This is a genomic window from Planococcus wigleyi (assembly GCF_014836985.1).
Lineage (GTDB): Bacteria > Bacillota > Bacilli > Bacillales_A > Planococcaceae > Planococcus > Planococcus notacanthi.
Genome location: NZ_JACSPU010000002.1, coordinates 210731 through 232524 on the forward strand (window position 1 = coordinate 210731; position 21794 = coordinate 232524).

Genomic DNA, 21794 nt, shown 5'->3' on the forward strand with positions numbered 1-21794 from the left:
AAAAGGATGAGAAAGAATGGGAAATGGAAAGCTTTACTGGCGGCTGTTTCTGCAGCAGTCATGATAATGGGTTCATTTGGTTTCAACCAAACAGCAGCAGAGGCGGCACCGTCCGAACCGGTAAAAGGGGATATCTTTGTAGAAAAGATTCCTGGAATCGATGATGACTTCATTAAAGGAGTCGATGTTTCCAGTATCATTGCGCTGGAAGACAGTGGGGTAAAATTCTATAATAAAGCCGGGAAAAAACAGGACATTTTTAAGATCCTGGAGCAATCTGGCGTCAATTACGTCCGTGTACGCATCTGGAACGATCCCTATGATTCAAAAGGAAATGGTTATGGCGGCGGCAACAACGATATCGAAAAAGCCATTGAAATCGGCAAAAGAGCTACCGCCAGCGGCATGCAAGTCTTAATGGATTTTCATTACTCGGATTTCTGGGCGGATCCTGCCAAGCAGCAGGCACCAAAATCCTGGGCAAACTTAAATTTTGAAGACAAGAAAAAGGCCCTTCACAACTTTACAGTGGATAGTGTCCAAGCGATGCTGGACGCTGGGGTGGACGTTGGGATGGTTCAGATAGGAAACGAAACCAACGGCTCTGTGGCTGGAGAAAAAGACTGGACGAAGATGAGCCAATTGTTCAATGAAGGCAGCCGGGCAGTGAGGGCAGTTGATCCGGAAATCCTGGTGGCACTGCATTTCACCAATCCAGAAACAACCGGAAGATATGTCTCTATTGCAATAACACTGAAAGACAATAAAGTAGATTATGATGTGTTTGCCAGCTCATACTATCCATTTTGGCATGGGACGTTGACCAATTTGACGGCTGTGCTGAAAAATGTGGCAGATACTCATGACAAGCAAGTCATGGTGGCAGAAACTTCCTACGCCTATACAGCAGAAGACGGCGATGGCCACGGAAACACGGCGCCGAAAAGTTCAGGGCAAACATTGAATTACCCGATCACGGTGCAAGGACAGGCCCACGCGATTCGCGATGTTGCGGCAGCTGTTGCCAAAGTAGGCGATGCGGGACTAGGCGTATTTTACTGGGAACCGGCGTGGATTCCTGTTGCGCCTGATAAAAAACTGAAAAAAAGCAAGATGATATGGGAAAAATATGGCTCGGGCTGGGCGACCAGTTATGCTGCGGAATATGATCCGGAAGATGCGGGTGAATGGTATGGCGGCAGTGCGGTAGACAACCAGGCGCTATTCGATTTTTATGGCCGCCCTTTGCCATCCCTTAATCTCTTCAAGTATTTAGAAACAGGAGCAACCGCTCCTTTGAAAATTGATGAAGTGAAAGACCTTTCGCTCTCTCTTATTGAAGGAGAAACGGTTGTTTTGCCTGAGACAGTGACTGCCATTTACAACGACAGAAGCACAGGTTCAGTTGCAGTTGTTTGGGACAATGAAGCGCTGAAGCAAGCAGTTTCCGGCGGTGCCGGCAGTTATGTGATTGAAGGCAAACTGACAGACGGCCATCTCGTTAAAGCCAATCTGCAAATTAGTCCAAAAAACTATGTGAAAAACGCCGGATTCGAAAATAGCGATCGAAGCATGTGGGAAATTACGCATCGAAACGGTACAGATGCCCACACAAGCTATCAGAACAAGGCTTCCGATGCAAAGTCCGGAAACTATTCATTGCATTTCTACTCAGCCGACACCATCGATTTCCAGGTTGAGCAAACCATTACAGGTTTGGAACCGGGATATTATAAGCTTTCTGCTTTTGTCCAAGGAGGAGATGCAGCGGCTTCGGAGATGTATATTTATGCTGAAGCAGCTGGCCAGCGCTATACCATGAATACCTCAGTAAAAGGCTGGGCCAACTGGAATCAGACTGAGATTGGTGCCATTCCTGTAGAAGATGGAACGTTGAGGATTGGCGGAAGCGTCAAAGCCAATGGCGGCGCTTGGGGAAGCTTAGACGACTTTTCTTTGTACCGTGTACAGGATTCTGGATCAGCCGATTAATAAATACAAGTTCAATGGAGGAATTAAAGAGCATCGAGTCGGGAGTGAGCGTAAGCGCTCACGGACACAGGCAGTTTGCTGAGGCAAACTGTTTCCATCCGGCTCTTTTTGTTGGGAATTTGGCTTTTTCTAGAAAATCGGGCGTTTGGAAAGTATTTGGACTGTATTGGAAAGTAAGGAAGCGGTTTTAGAAAGTATTTCATTTGAAACGGAAAGTATTTAAGCGATTCCAGAAAGTATATCCAATTAACTGGAAAAATAGCTCTCATATAAAGGAATAAAACATAAATTTCAGCTTCCAGCAAATAACCTCCTAATATAAAATGAAAAAAACCGCCACATTGGGCGGTTTTTTTCATTTTGCGCGAACATCTTCGAATGCATCAAGCTTCTGGACATCTTCTGGAGAAATGCTGAAGTCCAATTGGCTGTTTTCGATAATTCGTGCTTCATTAGTCGATTTCGGAAGCGGCAATGTGCCGTGCTCCAAACAATAACGAATGCACAATTGAGCAGGCGTTACGCTATATTTAGCAGCCATCTCTTTGATTTCAGCACTGTCTAAAATCTGTCCGGTTGCAAGTGGCGAGTAAGCTTCGACAACAATATTGTGTTGTTTGCAGAATTGCAGCAGCCCCGCTTGATCGCGGCCGATATAGAATGGAATCTGGTTGGCCATCGGTACAATGTCGCAAGTATCCAGAAGTGCCTGGATATCGCTTTCGGAAAAATTGGAGACACCGATTGCCCGGATCTTGCCGTCTTTGTACAGCTTCTCCATCGCTTTCCAGGATTCGATATTGCCTTCTGTACAATCCTTGCCAATTTCATCCCATGGCCAAGGCGCATGAATCAAGTAAAGATCCAAATACTCTACACCGAGATTTGAGATGGTTTCTTCAAAAGCCGACAGTGTTGCATCATAGCCTTTGATTTGAGCCGGCAGTTTGCTGGTGATAAAAACCTTTTCCCGGGAAATATCAAAATCCCGGATTGCTTTGCCGACGTTTTCTTCATTCTGATAAGCTAAAGCCGTATCAATATGTGTATAGCCATTCTTAAGGGCAGTCGTCACTGCCGCATATGCCTCTTCATTCGGAATCTGCCAAGTGCCGAATCCGATGTCTGGAATTTTCACCTCATTATGGAATGTAAAAAATCTGTCGTTTGCCATTGATAAATTTCCTCCCCTTTGCTCAACGTTCTTTCTCATTGTAAAGCTCATACGGTAAAAGGGTCCAGAATTTAGGATGCTGAAACGAATGAAGTCTTCGAAAACCGAAACTTCCATTAACCTGAACCGTAAAGTTAGATACAGATCTAACAAAAGGGGGGTGGTCGATTATGTGGCCAACCATATTCACTTTACTAATACTCATCGCATTCGGATTTTCTATTAAAAAGATCATCACGAAAAGGAAAGCAGCATCAATTACAGGCTGGAAATCCCTCGGGACGTCCCTCTGCTTTTTCCTGATTGCTGCAATCAACTTATTGGCATACTGGTTTGATTTGATCGGAATCATTTCACTGAGCCTGACAATCCTGCTTCTCATTATAGGGGCGTACTTTACCCGCTACTTGCCAGCAAACTATGAGAATGGAAGGAGGGGGAACCATGCCAAACTGTGAAAACTGCGGCCGGAAATGGCAATGGAAGACGATTGTCTCAAAAACATTGAAACTCACCAATAAAGTAACTTGTCCATATTGCGGAAAACCCCAATACATCGTACCGAAGTCCAGAGTCCTCACCGGTTTTTTCAGCTTTTTGCCCACTTTTATCATCATCATGATCGGAATGGTTTTTGACATTAATGTATGGCAGGTCTTGTTGAGTGCGGCGGGGCTGCTGCTTGTGTTTTTGGCTATCTATCCATTTACCATGAAACTCGCCAGCGAAGATAAATCACAAACTCTTCTTTAGAAAAAGCCGTTCCTGAATCAACAGGAACGGCTTTTTTCTTGTTTCATTCATCAGTTTCAGGAAACTGCTTTTCATAAATAAACTGGACCATGGCATAATCTTCGTCCCATTCAGCTTTGGCGTCAGCCATTGCCAGCCGCTTGGCTTCGGTATCAAGTGTTTGGGCTTCAATCCACTGGTAAGCTTGAAGCTGCCGTCTATATTCATGGCGAATTACAATGTAATTGTCGGGGTAATCTACTTTAGCTATCTCAATCAATCGTTTTTCGAGAGGCGGAAGACGGCTATTGTTTATTTCCTCATAAGCTGCAAGTTGATCCATGTACTCGGAATGCATATTGCGGAAACTCGGCACCATTTCCTGGATGGCGTTGTTCAACAGCGTTTCTTTATGCGGTGCATCGATTTCCATTGCTGACAGCTCCGACAAAGCGGTCATTTGCTTTTCGCTAAAGTCGTCCTGTAACCGTCGGTTGTCAGGCCATTCCTCTTGAGCCAATTGCTTAACAGCAAGGCTTGCTTCGGATGAATTGATCAAAGTGAGCGTATTGACCAGTTCATCGGCTCTGTATTGTTCCTGGCGAATTTTTTGGGCCTCCGCCACTTGTTCTTCAATGGTCGAACTCGCGGACAACGGTTCCGATTCTGCCATATCGCTTTTATCCAACTCCTGCAATTGCGTGTATAACAAACCGATCTCCATTAGAAAAACCAAAGCGGAAATGCCGGCGACACGTCCACCGTAATGAGGCTTTTTCGTGACGCTCCCGACAATCATCCAACCGATGCCGATTAAAATGCCGACGATTCCTGCCAGTAAAAGCATGAGTATTAATTCCATCAGACCAGCCATGCTGCCGCTCTTCTCAGAAACGTCTATTGAACTTAACCTTAGAGAGTTTTAACGGATTCCGCAACGGAAATTGGCAATAATTTCTTTCTTCTTTCAAATTAAAAGAATATTCAAAACATCATATATTTGAAAAAAAGAAGACATGGATGTTTGGAAATGAAAAATGAGGAGGAATTATGAAAGGGGTATTTTCTTTTAAATTGTTTAAGAGAGGCTTTTCTGCCGCTTCCTGACCAAATCAATTGATGATTCGAAGTCTCTCATCAAAAGCAAAAGGACCAAATTATTATTTTTGGAAAGAAAAGTACTATTTTCAATTAAACCAATAAAATGGAAAAAACTTTGTGATACCATTTTTTACGTAGTCATTCTATTTCGAGTAAACATTCATGAGGGACTGCAAAACTAAAAAATGGGGGCAAGACACATGAGAAAAAGAATGGAAAAATGGTTGATCGCATTAACTGCTTTATTCTGCTTGAACTTTGCGTTTGTGCAAGGAGCATCTGCACAATCTGCGGGTGGAACAGAATTACAGCTTTCGGATCTGACTGCGGAAAAATTAGAAGCATTAGGCAACAGCATTTATTTTGATGTCGACAACAGCTTGAAAATTGATGAGAAAAAAGCACGCCAAGCGTACAAGAAATTTACTGGAAAAGAACTGAAAAGCATTGCCGGACAATTAGCGGCGATCCCTGAAGAACGCGTTCTTGAGTTAAAGCAAATTGCTTTGGCTGAACAGGCAGCAGGCGAAGGCGAAGTTCAAGTAATGGCCATTCCGTTGATTGTTTGGGCAGGCATTGGAGTAGCCGGCATTTTGGCAGGCGGTGCAGCCATTTACTTTACCGGTAAATACATGAGCTGGCAGGAAAAGAAATACTTAGTGGACACTTGCTATGCAGCGGGCGGACGTCCAATTCTTGATAGTGGGGATACAGCCGGCATTAATTCGGCTCCTAAAAAAGCATGGTGGAAATTCGGAAGCACGTACAGCTTCGAATGTGCAAAATAAGTCAGGACATGAAAAAGCCCTTTCCCTCAACAAGCAGGGAAAGGGCTTTTTGAATCCACTTTTAGTTTTGGCTGCAGGTCACGGAATTGAGTCCGTACCAATTGGTTTCTTCACTGACAACAGTTCCACCATTATCCAGGCATTTTTCTGCCTGCTCCAGGTTGGCTTCATGGGTACTCTTCATTTGGAAAATGGCAGTGGCGGTAATCGCTGCTACGAGAACGAGTATACCTACAACGACCAAAGGAGCAGTCTTCCGCAGATTCTTTTTCGTCTGAACCGGCTTTTTAGGCGCAGGCGTGTCATCCGCATAATCGGTATCGCCTGAGAAGTATTTGCGGACTTCCAGGTAATACAGCAAGTTCTGGATGATGAACACCAGGCATAAAGCGACGATGAACACGTAGCGGTTGAACGGAAAAAGCATCAGCAAAATGATCAAGGGCAGGAATTGCCAATAGAACACATATACTTTTCGTGTGGCATTTTGCGTCACTTGCTGAAGCATTTCATCGTCATCGATAAACTCACCGGGTTTGAACAAGGAAAACCCGTCAATCTGCTGGTGAGGGTACCGTTTATTGTGCTTATGTATTTTCACTGCATATAGAACAAGGAACAGGAGCATTAGGAAAGTTCCACCAAATAGAGCGGTGATTGCGGCAATGTTCCAGTTGTGGGATTCCAGCCCGTTCATCAGAAGGTCCACGGCATAGATCACCCCGTAGGTCCAAATCATGAAAATGAACCATAACGCGATATTCCATAAAGGGAATTGGACACGAAAATCGTTGTTATTCATCAAATTCCTCCTCTTCCAACCAAAAGATATCATCCACTGTTGTCTCCAAATGAGCCGCCAGGCGAAGCGCCAATGCAACAGAAGGCGAAAATCCGCCTTTTTCGATAAAGCCGATCGTTTGACGGGTGACGCCTACACGTTTCGCCAATTCAACCTGAGAAAACCCGTGGCGTGCCCGTAATTCTTTTACACGATTTTTAAGCATAATGGAGTCCTTTCGATTTGGTATTGGTTAACTATACTATTCATAATGTATAGTATAATTAACATAATGTCAAGAATACTTGTCCTGCTATCTTAGAAAAACCTCTCACAATAAATAAAAAAAGCTTTTCCAATCCGGTTGGAAAAGCTTTTTCAAAACTAAAATTCATTAACGATGTTTCTTGATTTCCTGCGTCAATTCATTGAATCGCCGGTCAAGCTCCCCGTACTGAGGATCTTTTGCTGTCATAAAACTCAATTTTCCCAGCACTTCCTGCCGCTCCGTTTCAAGCCGCATCAGCAATTCGCCCGTGTCATCGCGCTCCGGAGCCGGAGCATCGAGCTGCTTCTCAATCCGGTGATCTGCGATGACCAATTTGCTGGTGGTGGTTTTCTCGCGGAACGCCTGGTCATGGGAGACAACCAGCAAAGTGCCCGTATAGTGGGACAGCGTTTCCTCAAGCTGCTCGCGTGACGGCAAATCAAGGTGGTTGGTCGGCTCATCCAGAATCAGCGCATCCCGTTCTTCCAGGATATAGAGCATCAACTTGCATTTGATGCGTTCGCCCATGCTCATGGCGCTGATGGGCTCGTTCCACTGCTCCGCCGTGAAGCCGAGATGCCTCATGAGGTTCTGGACCTTTCCGCGCGCTTCGAAGGTTTCCTTATAGAACAGCTCTGCCGGTGTTTCCTCAAGCGGCAAGTCAAACACTTCCTGCGTCAAGTAGCCGACACTCGCCGAAGGGGACATCCAGACTTCGCCGTCTGCGGTTTCCTGTCCCAGCAGAATTTTCAGCAACGTCGTTTTGCCGCTGCCGTTTGGGCCTTCAATGGCGACTTTTTCACCGTGGAGAATGGTGAAATCCGCTTGATCGAACAGCAGATTCCCGTCAAATGATTTCGACAACCCCTTCGCTTCGAGAAACCGCTTGCCGGTTTTATGCGTGGCTTTCATGGAGAAGTTGACTTCGTATTCCGGCTCGAGCGGTTCAGCGTTGATTTTCTCCAACTCTTTTTCCAGCCGCTTCTGCTTGGATTTGACCTGCTTGTCCATGCGTTTCGCTTTCAGGCGGTAATGTTCTTTATAGCCTTCCTGTTTGGTCGATTCGGCATGCGCTTTGTGCGACCAGGAAGTCAGCTCGTCCATCTGCGCTTCGATGCGCCCGACCATTTTCTGCTGCTGGTCGTATTCGCGCTGCTGGGCCAGCCGTTTTTGCTGCCGCGCTTCCATATAGCTGGAGTAATTGCCTCGGTGCTCGATAAGCTTCCGGTTTTCCAAGGACCAGATCTTGGTTGCGACAGCGTCCAGGAAATGCCGGTTATGCGACACCAGAATGAGAGTTCCGGGATACTTGCGAATCTGGTTTGTCAGCAGCTCAATGCTGCCGCTATCAAGGTGATTGGTCGGTTCGTCCAGCAACAACAGGTGGGCATTTTGTGCAAAGCCTGCAGAAAGCCGGGCTTTCAGTTTTTCCCCGCCGCTGAGAAGCGAAAAGTCGTGTTCCGGCACCTGCCACCTGTGCAATAAAACCGTTTCGGAAGCGGACACCTCATCGAACGAGTGGGTTTCCGTTTCCTGTTCCACAAAAACAGTTTCCGTATTTGGCTGAAGCCAGTCCAACTGGCCGCCTGATGGAACCAATTCTCCGGCGATCAAGCGAAGCAAGGTCGACTTGCCGGCACCGTTTTTGCCGATGATGCCGATCACGTCGCCTTGCTGGACGCTCGCATTTACTTCTTCAAAAATCACCAGATCCTTTATTTCGTATCGTACATTTTGCAGTTTCAGCAATTCTTTCATCCAATCAATCCCTTCAGGAGAGGGAGAATCAAAAAATCCTCCCAAATAAATTTGGAAGGATTAGCCGTATCGTGCCCGTTCTAAATAAGCCATCAACGTACAATGGCTCGACAGTTGTTGCAGGTGGGCAGACTAATCCTATTTCGCGTGAGTTGAAATCTGTAATTTCAGCCGCTAAAACAAGATTAGTTACGCATCGTCCACCCATCAGCCTTTCTGTCGTTTGATAAGGCCAGTATAACATAAGAAATCATCCTTTTACAGCAGGGCTGTCCATCCCAATCCGCTGTTTTGTAAAGCAGTCCAACGGGTAACCTAAGACTGTCTTGTTTTTAAAAATACAGTTTTCAGGAGGCTATCATGGAATATATCTATCTCGGAAATTCAGGTTTGCGGGTTCCGAAGTACATACTCGGGACGGTCCCTTTCAGCGGAACAAACGGTTTTGAAGCAGCCGGCAACATCGATGACAAACTGGCGCGCCGCATGGTCGACATGTCACTCGAAGCGGGCATCAATATGTTCGATACGGCGAATCTCTATTCGAAAGGGGATGCGGAACGGGTCTTGGGTTCAGCCATCAAAGAGCGCCGTGAAGACGTATTGCTGACATCGAAAACCGGTTTCCATATGGAAGACAACCCTAACGCAAGAGGAGCTTCAAGAAGCAACATCCTTCGGTCCATCGATCAAACGCTTGAACGTTTGGGAACAGATTACCTCGATTTGTATTTTGTTCACCTGTGGGACGGGCAAACACCGGTCGAAGAAACCGTCGAGACGATGACCAGTCTCGTGAAGTCCGGAAAGATCCGCCATTGGGGCGTATCCAATTACAGCGGGTGGGCACTGGCACGGACGTTCACCGTCGCAGAGCAAGGCGGCTATATCCCGCCGATCACACAACAGATCTATTACACGCCGGAAGCGCGGGAAGCGGAATACGAACTGCTTCCGGCAGGCCAGGAGCTCGGCATCGGTTCAATGATCTGGAGTCCGCTCGGCGAAGGGCTTTTGAACGGCAAAATCGGACGCAACAAACAAGCGCCTGAGAACACGCGCCAAGGTGCCGGATGGCCGGAGCCTTGGGTGCAGGACCAGGAGCGGCTTTACCAGGTCATTGATGCATTAGAAGAAGTTGCAGCTAATCACAATGCTTCTGTGCCGCAGATCGCCTATGCATGGGTACGCGACCGTCCGAACGTCGGGCCAATTGTCATCGCAGCGCGCAACGAAGAACAGCTGAAGGAAAACATCGCTTCTTTCGACATCAAGCTGACGCAGGAAGAACACGACCAAATCGAAGCCGTCGCACGTCCGGTGCCGATCTACCCGAACTGGCACCGTGCCATGAGCTCGTTCGACATGAGCAGTTCGTCCGAGAAAGTATATTTGGAAGGCTATAAGAAATCAATGGGGATAGAAGAATAAGAAAACGCACCGGTCCTGAGCGCTAAATGCCTCTGGATCGGTGCGTTTTTTGATTTTGTAACTTTTCACCAGGCGAAAGGTCTAATGGATGCGAAGGGGGCAAGAAAATGAAATTCAAGCAGTTAGCTCTGGCCGTGGGTATCCTGCTGGTACTCGCAGCATGCTCAGAAGAAAAAGCGGCAAAACCCGCTGATCCTGTCATGGAAAGCAGAAAGGATGTGGAAGAAGCACTTCCAATCCTTGACGTAACGATAGATGGAAGGGAGCAACCGACTATCCGGGGCGGCTATAGCTGGAGCTTCTTTGACGAGAAGGACAATGCGTCGGCAACAATCGAAGCGGAATCCCTTTCGCCTTTGGAGTTGGCCGAGAACCAGAAAGCGCCGAAAGTGAATGGCGAAACGACGATCGATCTCCATTTCAACAAGCAACCGGACAGCTGCTATGTGCAAATCTGGGATTCGGAAGGCGTTGCCAGGGGACCTTTTGATGACATCGTGCTTGGGGAGTCCAGCGGGAAAATGGTGTATCAGATTATTGCGGAGTGGGAACAGGGGACGGCTACATATATTTTCTCGCTGACGCTTGAATAGCAGATGTTCTCACGGACATACCGGGTTTCTGTAGAGAGGATAAGCTGTCAGAAAATTTACATTCTGAAAGGGCAGGCTGTGATAAACTGGAATAGGGAGAGGGATATTCACCTGAGATAAAACCGGGACTCAAACTGAGCCAGCAGAATAAATTCTCTGTGCGGCAAGCAATCGAAGATTGAATTCAACAAAGGCAGGCATCATGAAACAAGCGAAAAGGGGTTGGGACGGATGGGCGAAAACGAAGACTTGTTCAGCAGAAAACCGAAAGAAGAACGCAGATTAGGGGAACCGACCGGGGCGTTTAAAGGCGCAGCCTGGGGCTCATTGCTGATCGGGGTATCGGCATATTTGATCGGACTGTACAATGCGCTGATGGAATTGAATGAAAAAGGCTATTATATTACTTTACTAATTCTTGGGCTTTATGCCGCAGTCTCCCTTCAAAAAGCAGTCCGCGACCGCGACGAAGGAATCCGGGTCACCAACCTGTATTTCGGCATCAGCTGGTTTGCACTGATTGCCGCGATAGCGCTTATGGCAATCGGTCTGTTCAATGCCGGAAGCATCACCTTAAGCGAGAAAGGCTTTTACGGCATCTCGTTCGTCTTGAGTTTGTTCGCAGTTGTTACTGTGCAGAAGAATGTAAGGGATACGGAAGAGGCGAATCAGGATAAGTAAATTGTTATTCAGAAGGACGTCTTAGTAAAAGAAAAAAGCGGAAAACACCTGACTTTTTTGAGTCAGGTGTTTTTTGTGAGGATTTAAGTTTCCAGTGTCAACACGCCGTCTTCCGTGCGGTAGACTTTATCGCAAAACTCAAGTATACGCTCATCATGTGTCACCATAATGGCTGCTTTGTTGCGGTCTTTCACTTCTTTTCGGATTTGTTTAACGACTTCAAAAGCACGGTTCGAGTCTAAGCTTGCTGTAGGTTCATCCGCTAGAATGATGTTGGAATTGTTGACGAACACAGGGGCAACCGCAACGCCCTGACGTTCCCTCCTGGATAACATGGAGCCCAGAACAGAAACAATCAATAGAATCCCATCATAAATCAAGACCATTTTAAAGTCCAGATTGAACGGCATGCCTGCTGGGAAGAGCAGCGCCGTCAAATAGGTCAATGCGATACCGGCAATGATGCTGACCAATGACAACACAAGAACACGGCAATGATAACGGCTGAGATGACGAACAAGAAAGTAAGCATTATGTAGATTGTCGCGTTTTCTTCTTTATAGCCCGGCATACCCCATCACGGCTTCTGATTTCATGAACGTTTCGATTGCATCGTAATTGCTGTTGGTTTGATTTCCGTCAATTGAGTCGCCCTGAAGCGCAATGATCGTTATGGAATTTTCAAGGCCATTGTCAGACCTGGGTGCGGCAAATGCATACGACTGCCAAGTTTCAAGATTTCCAAAGACAGTCGGCAAATGGTTGAACGTTTCGTCTTCTGTGAAGCCGATGACTTCGAGTTTGATATCGTAGCCTTTTTCATGTAAGTATTCATCAATTATAACACTGAATGAATCGTTGGCATCAAGCTGCCGGCCTTCTACAACTTCCGGCTCGATAAACTTGCCGGGTTCGATACGATAAAAGTGACGTCATTTTTTCTTTCGAATCTGAAACGACTTCGTTTTGGACAATGATTGTAGATTGTCCAAACTTCGCAGCGTTGTTGACACCGTAGTTGCCTTCGATATCATCCGCAATCGTGCCCGTCAATTTCGTTTTCATCAACGCTGCTTCAGAGTCTTCTAGAAAATATAAAAGGTTCTTAAAAAGGATACAGAAAGAAAAGGTTGACTAATTTTGGTTAAGGTTAAATAAAGAAAAGTTTATTATTAGAATATAATGTAAATTAAGACCTCATATTGTATAATTATTAAAACAATTTATTTTATGATAAATTTTTGTAAAGTTTATTTGTAGTTTAGATAGATGGAAGGTGAGATTTATGAGGGATATAAGTAAATGGACATATAAATGTAATAGTGAATATTTAGCTTTAGAAGAGTGGATGTTATTTGCTATGGGAATTGGTGGGTATATTCGTGACTACTCAAAAAAAAATAAGAGTGAAATACACATTTACTTATCATTACCGAACAGTTTATTATTCTCTTACTTTATTGCAACAGGTATTTTTAATGAAAAAATGTCTGAAGAAGTAACAGATGAAACTATATTAAATTATTTTAAAAAGCTAACACATGGTGATCAAATTTATTATTTTGATAACGAGGAGTGGAAACGCTGTTCAGTGATTAATCTTATCCAAGGGAAGACGAGAGAAGATTCTTGGCATTTACTAATTCGTAATCATAAGCAGATTGCTCATTACATTCCTTTGAGCCAGTGGAAAGAAAAAATTATTATCTCAGGGAATAGAACATCTGAAATAAAAAATGCACTAGTAATTAAAGATTTTAAACGTGCAAGTACAGGAAATCTACAATATGTATATCCAGAAAAATCTTTACAGTCACATGAGCTTCTGAATGAAGTATGTGTAAATATTGCTGGTACTAAGTCAGAGTTTCTTATGTATTCAAATGCTATTTCACTGAAGATTAATCAGAAGGAATTCACCTTCGCGGACTTCTTATATGATGGAAGTTCAAGTGAATTTAAGAACATTAAATGGATTTCTAAAGTTCCTGTATTAGAAGGAGAAATAACAATGTTTTTAAATGCCTCGAAAGGAATTTCTGACATGCATTACTATAAAAAAACCTCAAGAATCTTTTTGGATGACAGACATGATAATAGAGAGAAGTCCGAGTTACTACGAATGTCGATTGAACAAGAACTGATTCAAGGGAATTTGGAAATCATCACATCTTTCTTGATAGAGGAATTGAAAAAAAAATCAATAAAAGTTCCTCAGGGGGTGGAGATTCTTGCGTGGAAATAGAAAAGTAAACTTAGAAATGGTGAATTCTCATTTTAACTTGCCTAAGAGTATTCATTTTTTGTACGCGGATAGCCATGATTTAGAAAAACTTTATAGCTTATGTAAAGAGTTCTCTAAAGAAATCTGGAAAAGTTATGAGCATGAAGTATATTTGAAAGAAACTTTTAGTGAATTAAGAAGAACTATTAATCGTTTTTTTACTTCGATTGAAAATTACAGCGTTACAATAAGCAGGCATTTGAAGGACGTATTAAATTTATTGAAGAGTTTAAAAAGCGGATACCCTATTATATTTGAGAATTATTGTATTCCATTAGCGGCCTCTTTAAAAAAGATTCAAGAAGATTATGGAGAAATTAATTTTTTGCAGAATTCTATTAGAGAAAAAATAGCAACTCAGATTAATGGAAATACATATATTTTGACTAGGTTCCAAAACGGCATTGATCATATTTTGATAAACGGATATGAAGTGCCGGTATTAAGGGCCAATGATTTTATTAACAAGAATATTTTTGCTGATAATATTATATTTATTGGATCACCATATAACTTTGAAGAAAAGTTTTCTACTCTATTTTTTGCTAAAACCATCTATTTTATAAATTATAAAATGTTCGAGAATCAGTTGAGGGTAAAGAGTAACTTTAATAATTTAGGCATAAACGCTACATATAATAGCATTTATGAAAATGTAAGCATCAATAAGGGACTATTAGGAGAAAAAATGGAATTTGGCATTGATATAATTACAGAAGTTCTTGATGAAGACGAAGTATTGAAAGATTATAGAATGAACAATAAAGTGATAAATGAAATTGATAAAATAGAAACTCGTGTAATATTCTTAGCGAATAAATGCTATATTTTTGTACCCGTTTTATCAAAGATAAGGAAATTAGACAAAGTAACAGGCGAGTTTTTCTCTGCCGAATTAAAATCAATAGAAAATGACGACTTATTGTTATTCAGAAATAATAGTTCGGTTGATTTAATAGTAGAAGTTGCTAATGTGATAATGGGAGAAAAAGCTTCCATATATAGAAAGTACCAAAATATCTGGAAAAAGACTTTAAGGGGCTATATAAAGAAATATGGAGCGAAGAAGTTTGCATTGTATTTAAGAAATAGAGGTATACCGACTGCAAATGAAGTGAATCTGAGGAACTGGATTTCACCTGAAAATATTGCTCCCAATCACCTTGTAGAGCTGCTCACAATATTTCAATATAGTCCAGAACGTATTGAAAAAATAGTAATTTCAACAAAAAAAATAAAGTCTGCTCATTTAAGAGCGGGAATATATATTTCTAAGAAACTACTTGAAGAGTTAAACGAAGATTTATTGGAAGGCTTAGAAGATGAGGGCTATGTCACTTTCTCTTCTGAATTGTTCAAGGGAGCTTCATTTAATATAGAAATTGTAAAAAATATTAGTGAAAAAGTGATGGTCATTGATAGAAAAGATGTTCTTAAGATTTTTAGGGGGTAATTTTATGGGAGTTACAATGAAGAATGCTTTAGTCAATCGTGAAAAACTAATTAATGCAGTGAAAGTTGAAATAATTGGTCCTAGCGAAGTACATGAGAATTCAACTCAATTCCATCCACATGAAGAAATAGTTCTTAGTTATGATGAATCCCAAAAAAACTATTATTGGAATCACTGTGGAATAAAAGAGGAAGTGCTCCAAACAGATTTTCCTTCACGAAGGTATTCTGCAGGTATGCTTTATCCGATGAAGTCTATCCAAGCTGAACTTGTGAAGCTTGATCGTGTTTCGCCTTTAGAAAATGAAGAAAAGATAACGCTCAACGAAAACCTAGTAGAGAAGGATGAAAAGTATCTAGATAGCGATGCTACAACTGAGACGAAAGCAGTCTCGGAAAGTGATTTTTTACCTACCTCGCTAGGACTGACAAGCAGAGTTTCCAAAGAAACAAAGCAAATGAAAGTAAAATTTACAGGTGGCATATATAACAGCCATCGAGTTCAAATTGGAGATAAAAAATTCTTTAAAAATTGGTGGTTGAGAGAGACGATATCGGGTGAGTACACAATAGATTTTACAGAGCGGGATAGTGATTTTAAAGTATCGGAACCATTATTGATTTATAATTTATCGAGTGAGAAAATCGATAAAATAAATCTAACGATTGATGTGAAATGTAGAGTTTCAAGGGGCGAAAAGCTTGTTACTGTTTATATAACAAATAGAACAAATACAAGAAAAGAAAAAGGACAAGCTGATGAGGTAACAGTATTTCAATCGGAAATTAAAATTGAGTTGTTAGATGACACCTTTTTTCTGAACTATCCTAAACATTACCAAAGAAGTCTTCCAATGAATGAGAACCAAAAAAAAGATGAGCTATTGTATCGAAACAAAATTAATTATGCATTTGGACATGGATGTGCAGCACAATGGAATAATAATCTAAAAGATATTAAAGAAATAAAGACAACATTTCTTCCTACCTACGAAACAACCAGCATGACCCCAGACGTCAAGCTTAGTGTGCAAGGAGAAGAAAAACCACTTGAAATTAAGATGATTGATTTAGCGACTGCAAGTAACTTCGAAGAAATTAAAGGTACACTTGAACCATTAATTGAAGGATATCGCTCTTGGATTGAATATCAAAAAGATAATGAAGTGCCATCATTACCAAAAAACTTAAGAAAAGTAGCTTCTGATAATTTGGATTTATGCGAAGAGAGTCTTGAAAGAATGATAAGGGGACTTGATTACTTGCAGGATGAAAAAGTCCGTAGCGGATTTATACTTGCTAATAAAGCTATGTTGCTTCAACAAGTAAATGGAAAAAAGTTGAGAACACCTTATTTGACGTCTTTGTCTCTAGACTATGATATTACGCTAAAAGAAACTGTAAGTACTATTCAGGATTTAATGGATAGCAAAAATAAATGGAGAGCATTTCAAATGGCATTTTTCTTGATGTCTATTGAATCCATAGTCAATGAAAAATCGGAAGAAAGAGAGATAGTTGATTTGATTTGGTTTCCTACAGGAGGAGGGAAAACTGAAGCCTATTTGGCTGTTGCCGCATTTCAAATGTTTTACCGAAGACTTATAGATTCAAGTGATGCCGGTGTTGATGTAATTATGCGATATACTCTACGCCTGCTTACTACAGATCAATTTCAAAGGTCGTCAAGATTAATCTGTGCGATGGAGTACCTGCGGGAAGTAGAAGATATACCATTGGGGGACACCCCCTTTTCTATTGGAATGTGGGTTGGTAACAAGACTTCTCCTAATTCTAATAAAGAAGCAATAAGTCAAATGACTGAAATGAATCGTGGTAAACGAACAGAAGGATTTTTATTAAATCGGTGTCCATGGTGTGGGAGTGTTCTAGGGAAAGTGAAGGCTAAAGGTGCAAAACCTAATTCTAAATCAATTCTTTTTGGTTTTAGATCAGAAGAACAGAGATTAGTAGCTTATTGTCCTGATTCTAGTTGTCACTTTCACAAAGAAATTCCGGTTTATTTTGTAGATGAAACAATTTATCAAAAACGTCCAACATTTTTAATCGGTACAATTGATAAGTTCGTTCAGTTAGCTTGGAATCCCAATGTGCGTTCTTTATTTGGATTAGATTTAGATGGTAATCAAAAGGTCAGCCCGCCAAATCTTATTATTCAAGATGAATTACATTTAATTTCGGGGCCCCTTGGTACTCTATCGGGATTGTTTGAATCCGTGATAGAAGAACTTTGTACTAAATTTTCAAATGGAAAATTCATAAAACCGAAAATCATATCTGCAACTGCGACTATTAAAGAATTTCAACAGCAAGCAAAAGATTTATTTGCCAGAGAAGAAGCGAGGATTTTTCCAAGTCCAGGATTAGATATAGACGATTCTTTTTTTGCGAAAGTAGCGGTGGATAAAATAACGCAATTACCACTTCCGGGTCGGAAATATGTAGGGATTTTCACTTCAAATGTTGGTTTAATGATGTCGGAAGTCCAAACTTTTTCAGCAATATTGCAGGAAGCTAATCGATGGCCAAAAGACGAATGCGACCCTTACTGGACCCTTTTAGCGTTTTATAATAGTCTAAGAGATTTGGGCGCAGGTATTAATCTTTGTAACATGGATATACCTACCTATATGAAATCGATAGCTCGGCGAGAAAACTATGTAGAGAATCGATATATTAAAGAACCATTGGAATTAACTTCCCGGATGCAAAGTCATGAAATCGCACAAACGATTGATAATTTAAAAGAAGAGTTTGATATAAAAAGTAAGGTGAAGCCATTAGATGTTTGCTTAGCTTCAAATATTATTGAAGTCGGGGTAGATATAGATCGTTTATCGGTAATGGCAGTAGTGGGACAACCAAAAACGACGGCCCAGTATATTCAAGTTACAGGACGCGTAGGGCGTAGATGGGAAGAAAGACCAGGTGTTATATTTACCATCTATTCAAATCGCAACTCACGAGATAAGTCTCATTTTGAACATTTTATAGAGTATCATCAACGGCTATATGCACAAGTGGAAACAACTAGCGTTACTCCATTTTCTGATGCCAGTCTTGAAAGAGGACTAAGTGCAGTTGTCATTTCATTTATTCGTCAGCGCTTCTCGAAATTTATTGCCAGTACTCCTGATTCTCAAGAGTTTGCTAAGCTGAAAGAAACACGTGAATACAAGCATTTTAAACAAAGTATGGTCAATAGATTAAAATTGATAGATATTGAACAAGCGGAGGAATTTAAATCTATTTTTAAAAGAATCGAAGATACCTTATTGAGTGGAAACTTTACTTCTTGGAAAATAGAAGAAGGTAAACAAGGATTGATGTATATGAGTGGTGATCCAGTGGCCAAAGTAAATAATCCAAATGCGCTAGCGGTAATTAATTCATTAAGAAGTGTTGACGCAGAAAGTAGAGGGAAAATTAATTCAAATATAGTAAATCAAGTTTCAAGTGAGTCCGATGACGATTGGGGAGATTTTGGTTTATGAGAATATTGCCTTTAAGAAGAAGTCAATTAGTCGGTTCAAATGGTCCTGGCTCACTTGTTGTCAGTCCGGAAGGTGAGACGGCAATTGTTGGTGCACTAGATTATTGGTTTCAAAATTCTAGTGGAAAAGAGGTTACTTCACGTGCAGAGTTCGAAATTCATGAACCCCGTTTAAAAGGGTTTTTAGGAGTAAATAAGCTTTATTCTCCACCGGATTTTAGGGATGTCAGTAGTGACATCGCAAATTCAAAACTTTATATTCCTTTGTTAAGGTTTCCAAAATGGCATTATTGTTCATTCTGCAGCATGATGCGTGAGTTTAATTACACAATCGAAAATACAAGAAGTTATTGTAATGAATGTAATAAACAACAATATTTTAAACAAGTACCTTTTATAGTGATTTGTTCAAATGGCCACATTTCCGATTTTCCTTGGCACGAATGGGTACATGAAAATGAAGGTTCAACATGCAGAGGTCGATTGAAACTTATAACTATGGGGGGAGCCACTTTGGACTCCTGGGTTGTAAAGTGTTCTTGTAATAGCAAGAGAAGCTTAAAAGGAATTACTTCCAATGCCTCTGAGAAAAGGGGTAGTAGTGTTTTAGGGGAGCGATTGAATTCGCATAGTTCAGAGTATAAGTGCAGGGGGCATAAAGCGTGGTGTGGAGATGAATATGAAGAATGTCACGAAAGTCCTGTTGCTATTCTTAGAAACTCCATTAACGTCTATATGCCCCAAAAAGTTAGTGTAATTTCTATTCCAGGCGAAAAAAATATGGAAGTTGATAGAATATTAAATACTTTGGAAAAGAATATAGTTATTAAAGGTTTGCTTTCAACTACTGAAAACATTGATGAAAAGATAGAAATCTTATTGAATTCTTTAGGAACTCTTATTAATGCTGAAAGAGAAGATTATGAAAAGGCGATACTATATCTGGATGGAAGTATAGTTGAAAACGGAAATACTATTCAAACCGGCTCTCCAGCCTTATTAAGATCGAAAGAATTTGAAAAATTGCAACAAAATTGTTCTGAGCCTTATTTGAAGGTACTGGAAGAATGGATAAAAGATGAGGACGCTGATAGTCAATCCAATATATATGCTCCATACTTTGAAAAAATTAATCGCGTCACAAAATTACGTGAAACAACAGCATTATCTGGTTTTAAAAGATTGAGTCGGACAGACGAAGAAGGGCAATATTCATATTCAGCCTCATATGACTCTTTATACCATAAAAAGTTACCAAATAATCAAAAGTGGTTACCAGCTTCAACAGTATATGGGGAAGGTATTTTTATAAAATTTGATTTAAAAGAAATTGAGGAGTGGGAAAAACGCGGTGAAGTGCGCGATTACTTCAAACAGTATATGAAGAGAATCTCAGGTATGAATCATTCCATACCTGAGATTATCAGTAACCCTAGAAACATAATGCTTCATACTTTATCTCACTTACTGATTGAAGAAATAGCAAATACAAGTGGATACAATATGGCATCAATCAGAGAAAGAATGTATCTTCAAACTAATCAAGCATCTCTATTAATTTATACCTCGGCGGGAGATATGGATGGAACTTTCGGAGGCTTAGTACGTATGGGCAAAAAAAGCAGTTTCTTTGAGTTAGTAGATAAAGCTGTAGCAAATGCTCGTTGGTGTAGCTCTGATCCAGTATGTAGTGAATTAGGGTTCCTTCAAGGGCAAGGTTTAAATGGAGTGAATGGTGCTGCTTGTTATAATTGCAGTCATTTGCCCGAAACCTCATGTGAGATTGGAAACATGTATTTAGATAGAACTTTTTTAATCGATTCTAAAATCGGTTTCTTTAATAATGTCTTTTAAAAAGAACATAGTAAGAGAAGTTCGAGATTTTCACTGTGATTATGGTTAAGAAAATATACCATCTCTGTCTTCAAGAGAGCTACCTTCTGTATATTTTGGTTTGTGAAGTATTGCGCAAATTAGATTTATAGAAGGTTTTTTAAACGTTCAAATAATAAGAAATCCTGTAGTTTAATGTTTTGGAGGGAGTTGAGAATGTATTTATTATTTACTGTTAAATGTGTAAAAATAAGGAACTTAAATATTTTTTTATCCATTAAAATATAATAAAAAAGTAAATGAAAATAATTATCAAACTATTCTAGCGAGGTGTATAAAAGTGATTTATGAAGAGCTAGCTACTGGGTTATTAGAGGGTGTAAAAAATGGGGATTCTAAGTTTATCTGGGTGGAAAGGTTCGGATTTACTTATAGAAAAAACTATGAAGGTGATATGGCAAAGCCTCACAATGATAAAGTAGTTCAAAAACAAGGTTATTTTGATTTTGTTATTAATGCAGGGTCTTGGGGAAGTATCAATCACCACAAATTTTTAGAAGAGATTTTGAAAGATTCTAGTATAGAGGCCTGTGAAGAAGTATGGGCAGGAAAAGCACCATTCGATATTGCAGAAACAAGGAAAGAGCGAGAATTGCTTATTACTTTAACACTGTTAATGTTTGAACAAGAAGTGAACTGGGGAAATGAGGTTTGGCAAAGAAAAAGTAATTTTAGTCCAGATTTTAATACACCTTTTTTGCAACGACCAAGAGACATGTTGATGGGGTTTATTAACATGGCTTTTACTTATAACTCTGTTGATGCCATACCGCACTGGAGGTATCGAAATGATGTTAAAAGCAGTCCAACTTTTAAAAAAAGATTTCGAGATTATGACACATCGTTTAAATCTCATTTTACACAATATCAGAATGATGAAAGAGCCTTGCCTTTAATGCATTCTTTTAGAGAGAATTTTCTTGAGGTACTGGAAGGAACTAAAGACAACCCAAATTACACCCCCCCCTCTTTATGCATAACTTGTAATAGAGAGCTTTCTACGAAAGTGGTAGATTATTGCACCAAAAACGAGCGGAGATTTGAAGGTAAACTATATTGTTTTAACCACCAGAAAATAGTGAAATGAAATACTAAAAACTTACTAGCATCGAAGGAGATAAACATCATGGAGAAAGAACTGAGAAGGATTTTATCTAGAATGTATAGAGAGGCTCCTGAAGGCAATAAAGTAACTTTCATTCATCTATAAAACCTTCGTTTGCAACCGAAGTTAACAAAGAAATTAAATTAGCTAAATATGTAAGGGTAAAGTATACACAATTAATGTATTTAATTTACTAGTGATAGCAAAAAAACTGTAATAGAGAACTTAGTGTTAAGGGGGAGCGGTA

At 40.8% G+C, this 21794-nt stretch carries 19 protein-coding genes and 1 pseudogene; 12 read left to right on the forward strand and 8 right to left on the reverse strand.

Going from position 1 to position 21794, the window contains the following annotated elements:
* Window positions 1-6: 6 nt before the first annotated feature.
* The gene (locus tag H9630_RS06555) at window positions 7-1992 is read left to right on the forward strand and encodes a glycosyl hydrolase 53 family protein (RefSeq protein ID WP_225218417.1); all 1986 of its coding nucleotides are present in this window, start codon (window positions 7-9) and stop codon (window positions 1990-1992) included.
* Between the two features lie 355 nt (window positions 1993-2347).
* Here the strand turns inward: H9630_RS06555 and H9630_RS06560 are convergent, their stop codons facing one another.
* The gene (locus tag H9630_RS06560) at window positions 2348-3166 is read right to left on the reverse strand and encodes an aldo/keto reductase (RefSeq protein ID WP_191714704.1); all 819 of its coding nucleotides are present in this window, start codon (window positions 3164-3166) and stop codon (window positions 2348-2350) included.
* Between the two features lie 170 nt (window positions 3167-3336).
* On the opposite strand from H9630_RS06560, the gene H9630_RS06565 reads away from it, so the two are divergent.
* Complete coding sequence (locus tag H9630_RS06565) at window positions 3337-3624, forward strand: hypothetical protein (protein ID WP_191714705.1); 288 nt, start codon at window positions 3337-3339, stop codon at window positions 3622-3624.
* Window positions 3611-3919 carry a TIGR04104 family putative zinc finger protein gene (locus H9630_RS06570; protein ID WP_191714706.1) on the forward strand — a complete coding sequence of 103 codons (309 nt, stop codon included), beginning with the start codon at window positions 3611-3613 and terminating at the stop codon, window positions 3917-3919. Before H9630_RS06565 ends, H9630_RS06570 begins: the two co-directional genes overlap by 14 nt.
* 43 nt (window positions 3920-3962) lie before the next feature.
* Here H9630_RS06570 and H9630_RS06575 read toward each other — a convergent pair whose 3' ends face one another.
* On the reverse strand, window positions 3963-4772 hold the full coding sequence (locus H9630_RS06575; protein ID WP_191714707.1) for a hypothetical protein: 810 nt from the start codon (window positions 4770-4772) through the stop codon (window positions 3963-3965).
* A gap of 427 nt (window positions 4773-5199) precedes the next feature.
* Here H9630_RS06575 and H9630_RS06580 point away from each other — a divergent pair, with 427 nt between their 5' ends.
* Complete coding sequence (locus tag H9630_RS06580; RefSeq protein WP_191714708.1) at window positions 5200-5787, forward strand: hypothetical protein; 588 nt, start codon at window positions 5200-5202, stop codon at window positions 5785-5787.
* 61 nt (window positions 5788-5848) lie between these two features.
* Here the strand turns inward: H9630_RS06580 and H9630_RS06585 are convergent, their stop codons facing one another.
* The 3 genes from H9630_RS06585 to abc-f all read right to left on the reverse strand — a co-directional run bounded on the left by H9630_RS06585 (window position 5849) and on the right by abc-f (window position 8594).
* Window positions 5849-6589, reverse strand: a complete 741-nt coding sequence (locus H9630_RS06585; RefSeq protein WP_191714709.1) for a hypothetical protein — start codon at window positions 6587-6589, stop codon at window positions 5849-5851.
* Entirely contained in the window at window positions 6582-6794 is a 213-nt protein-coding gene (locus H9630_RS06590; protein WP_191714710.1) for a helix-turn-helix transcriptional regulator, read from the reverse strand. Before H9630_RS06590 ends, H9630_RS06585 begins: the two co-directional genes overlap by 8 nt.
* 168 nt (window positions 6795-6962) lie before the next feature.
* A complete protein-coding gene (abc-f, locus tag H9630_RS06595; protein ID WP_191714711.1) occupies window positions 6963-8594 on the reverse strand; it encodes a ribosomal protection-like ABC-F family protein in 1632 nt (543 codons plus the stop codon).
* A 360-nt stretch (window positions 8595-8954) separates the two neighbouring features.
* Between abc-f and H9630_RS06600 the strand changes: the two genes are divergently transcribed.
* The 3 genes from H9630_RS06600 (at window position 8955) to yiaA (ending at window position 11299) form a co-directional block, all read left to right on the forward strand.
* Window positions 8955-10025 (forward strand): aldo/keto reductase, encoded by a 1071-nt coding sequence (locus H9630_RS06600; protein WP_191714712.1) that lies wholly within the window; start codon window positions 8955-8957, stop codon window positions 10023-10025.
* A 107-nt stretch (window positions 10026-10132) separates the two neighbouring features.
* Window positions 10133-10618: a hypothetical protein gene (locus tag H9630_RS06605; RefSeq protein WP_191714713.1), complete on the forward strand. Its 486-nt coding sequence runs from the start codon at window positions 10133-10135 to the stop codon at window positions 10616-10618.
* A 231-nt stretch (window positions 10619-10849) separates the two neighbouring features.
* Window positions 10850-11299 carry an inner membrane protein YiaA gene (gene yiaA, locus H9630_RS06610; protein ID WP_191714714.1) on the forward strand — a complete coding sequence of 150 codons (450 nt, stop codon included), beginning with the start codon at window positions 10850-10852 and terminating at the stop codon, window positions 11297-11299.
* Window positions 11300-11382: 83 nt separating this feature from the next.
* Here yiaA and H9630_RS06615 read toward each other — a convergent pair.
* From H9630_RS06615 to H9630_RS06625, 3 genes and pseudogenes are all read right to left on the reverse strand, one after another.
* Window positions 11383-11631, reverse strand: a pseudogene (locus H9630_RS06615) (hemin ABC transporter ATP-binding protein); the annotation flags it as partial.
* Between the two features lie 225 nt (window positions 11632-11856).
* Window positions 11857-12057 carry a hypothetical protein gene (locus tag H9630_RS06620; RefSeq protein WP_191714715.1) on the reverse strand — a complete coding sequence of 67 codons (201 nt, stop codon included), beginning with the start codon at window positions 12055-12057 and terminating at the stop codon, window positions 11857-11859.
* A 106-nt stretch (window positions 12058-12163) separates the two neighbouring features.
* Window positions 12164-12364, reverse strand: a complete 201-nt coding sequence (locus tag H9630_RS06625; RefSeq protein WP_191714716.1) for a hypothetical protein — start codon at window positions 12362-12364, stop codon at window positions 12164-12166.
* Window positions 12365-12584: 220 nt separating this feature from the next.
* Here H9630_RS06625 and H9630_RS06630 point away from each other — a divergent pair, with 220 nt between their 5' ends.
* From H9630_RS06630 to H9630_RS06650, 5 genes are all read left to right on the forward strand, one after another.
* A complete protein-coding gene (locus tag H9630_RS06630) occupies window positions 12585-13544 on the forward strand; it encodes a hypothetical protein (RefSeq protein WP_191714717.1) in 960 nt (319 codons plus the stop codon).
* Window positions 13531-15036: a hypothetical protein gene (locus H9630_RS06635; RefSeq protein WP_191714718.1), complete on the forward strand. Its 1506-nt coding sequence runs from the start codon at window positions 13531-13533 to the stop codon at window positions 15034-15036. Before H9630_RS06630 ends, H9630_RS06635 begins: the two co-directional genes overlap by 14 nt.
* Window positions 15037-15040: 4 nt before the next feature.
* Window positions 15041-18550, forward strand: coding sequence for a helicase-related protein (locus tag H9630_RS06640; protein ID WP_191714719.1), 3510 nt, complete (start codon window positions 15041-15043; stop codon window positions 18548-18550).
* Window positions 18547-20403 carry a DUF1998 domain-containing protein gene (gene drmB / locus H9630_RS06645; RefSeq protein ID WP_191714720.1) on the forward strand — a complete coding sequence of 619 codons (1857 nt, stop codon included), beginning with the start codon at window positions 18547-18549 and terminating at the stop codon, window positions 20401-20403. The genes H9630_RS06640 and drmB overlap by 4 nt, the downstream gene beginning before the upstream one ends.
* Before the next feature lie 319 nt (window positions 20404-20722).
* Entirely contained in the window at window positions 20723-21529 is an 807-nt protein-coding gene (locus H9630_RS06650) for an RING finger protein (RefSeq protein WP_191714721.1), read from the forward strand.
* The last annotated feature ends 265 nt before the right edge of the window (window positions 21530-21794 follow it).

Coding starts and splice junctions, on each gene's coding strand:
- H9630_RS06600 (WP_191714712.1), top strand. CDS start 8,955: ATGGAATATATCTATCTCGGAAATTCAGGTTTGCGGGTTCCGAAGTAC.
- H9630_RS06580 (WP_191714708.1), top strand. CDS start 5,200: ATGAGAAAAAGAATGGAAAAATGGTTGATCGCATTAACTGCTTTATTC.
- drmB (WP_191714720.1), top strand. CDS start 18,547: ATGAGAATATTGCCTTTAAGAAGAAGTCAATTAGTCGGTTCAAATGGT.
- H9630_RS06585 (WP_191714709.1), bottom strand. CDS start 6,589: ATGAATAACAACGATTTTCGTGTCCAATTCCCTTTATGGAATATCGCG.
- H9630_RS06605 (WP_191714713.1), top strand. CDS start 10,133: ATGAAATTCAAGCAGTTAGCTCTGGCCGTGGGTATCCTGCTGGTACTC.
- H9630_RS06570 (WP_191714706.1), top strand. CDS start 3,611: ATGCCAAACTGTGAAAACTGCGGCCGGAAATGGCAATGGAAGACGATT.
- H9630_RS06625 (WP_191714716.1), bottom strand. CDS start 12,364: ATGAAAACGAAATTGACGGGCACGATTGCGGATGATATCGAAGGCAAC.
- H9630_RS06560 (WP_191714704.1), bottom strand. CDS start 3,166: ATGGCAAACGACAGATTTTTTACATTCCATAATGAGGTGAAAATTCCA.
- abc-f (WP_191714711.1), bottom strand. CDS start 8,594: ATGAAAGAATTGCTGAAACTGCAAAATGTACGATACGAAATAAAGGAT.
- H9630_RS06590 (WP_191714710.1), bottom strand. CDS start 6,794: ATGCTTAAAAATCGTGTAAAAGAATTACGGGCACGCCACGGGTTTTCT.
- H9630_RS06630 (WP_191714717.1), top strand. CDS start 12,585: ATGAGGGATATAAGTAAATGGACATATAAATGTAATAGTGAATATTTA.
- H9630_RS06640 (WP_191714719.1), top strand. CDS start 15,041: ATGGGAGTTACAATGAAGAATGCTTTAGTCAATCGTGAAAAACTAATT.
- yiaA (WP_191714714.1), top strand. CDS start 10,850: ATGGGCGAAAACGAAGACTTGTTCAGCAGAAAACCGAAAGAAGAACGC.
- H9630_RS06555 (WP_225218417.1), top strand. CDS start 7: ATGAGAAAGAATGGGAAATGGAAAGCTTTACTGGCGGCTGTTTCTGCA.
- H9630_RS06565 (WP_191714705.1), top strand. CDS start 3,337: ATGTGGCCAACCATATTCACTTTACTAATACTCATCGCATTCGGATTT.
- H9630_RS06575 (WP_191714707.1), bottom strand. CDS start 4,772: ATGGCTGGTCTGATGGAATTAATACTCATGCTTTTACTGGCAGGAATC.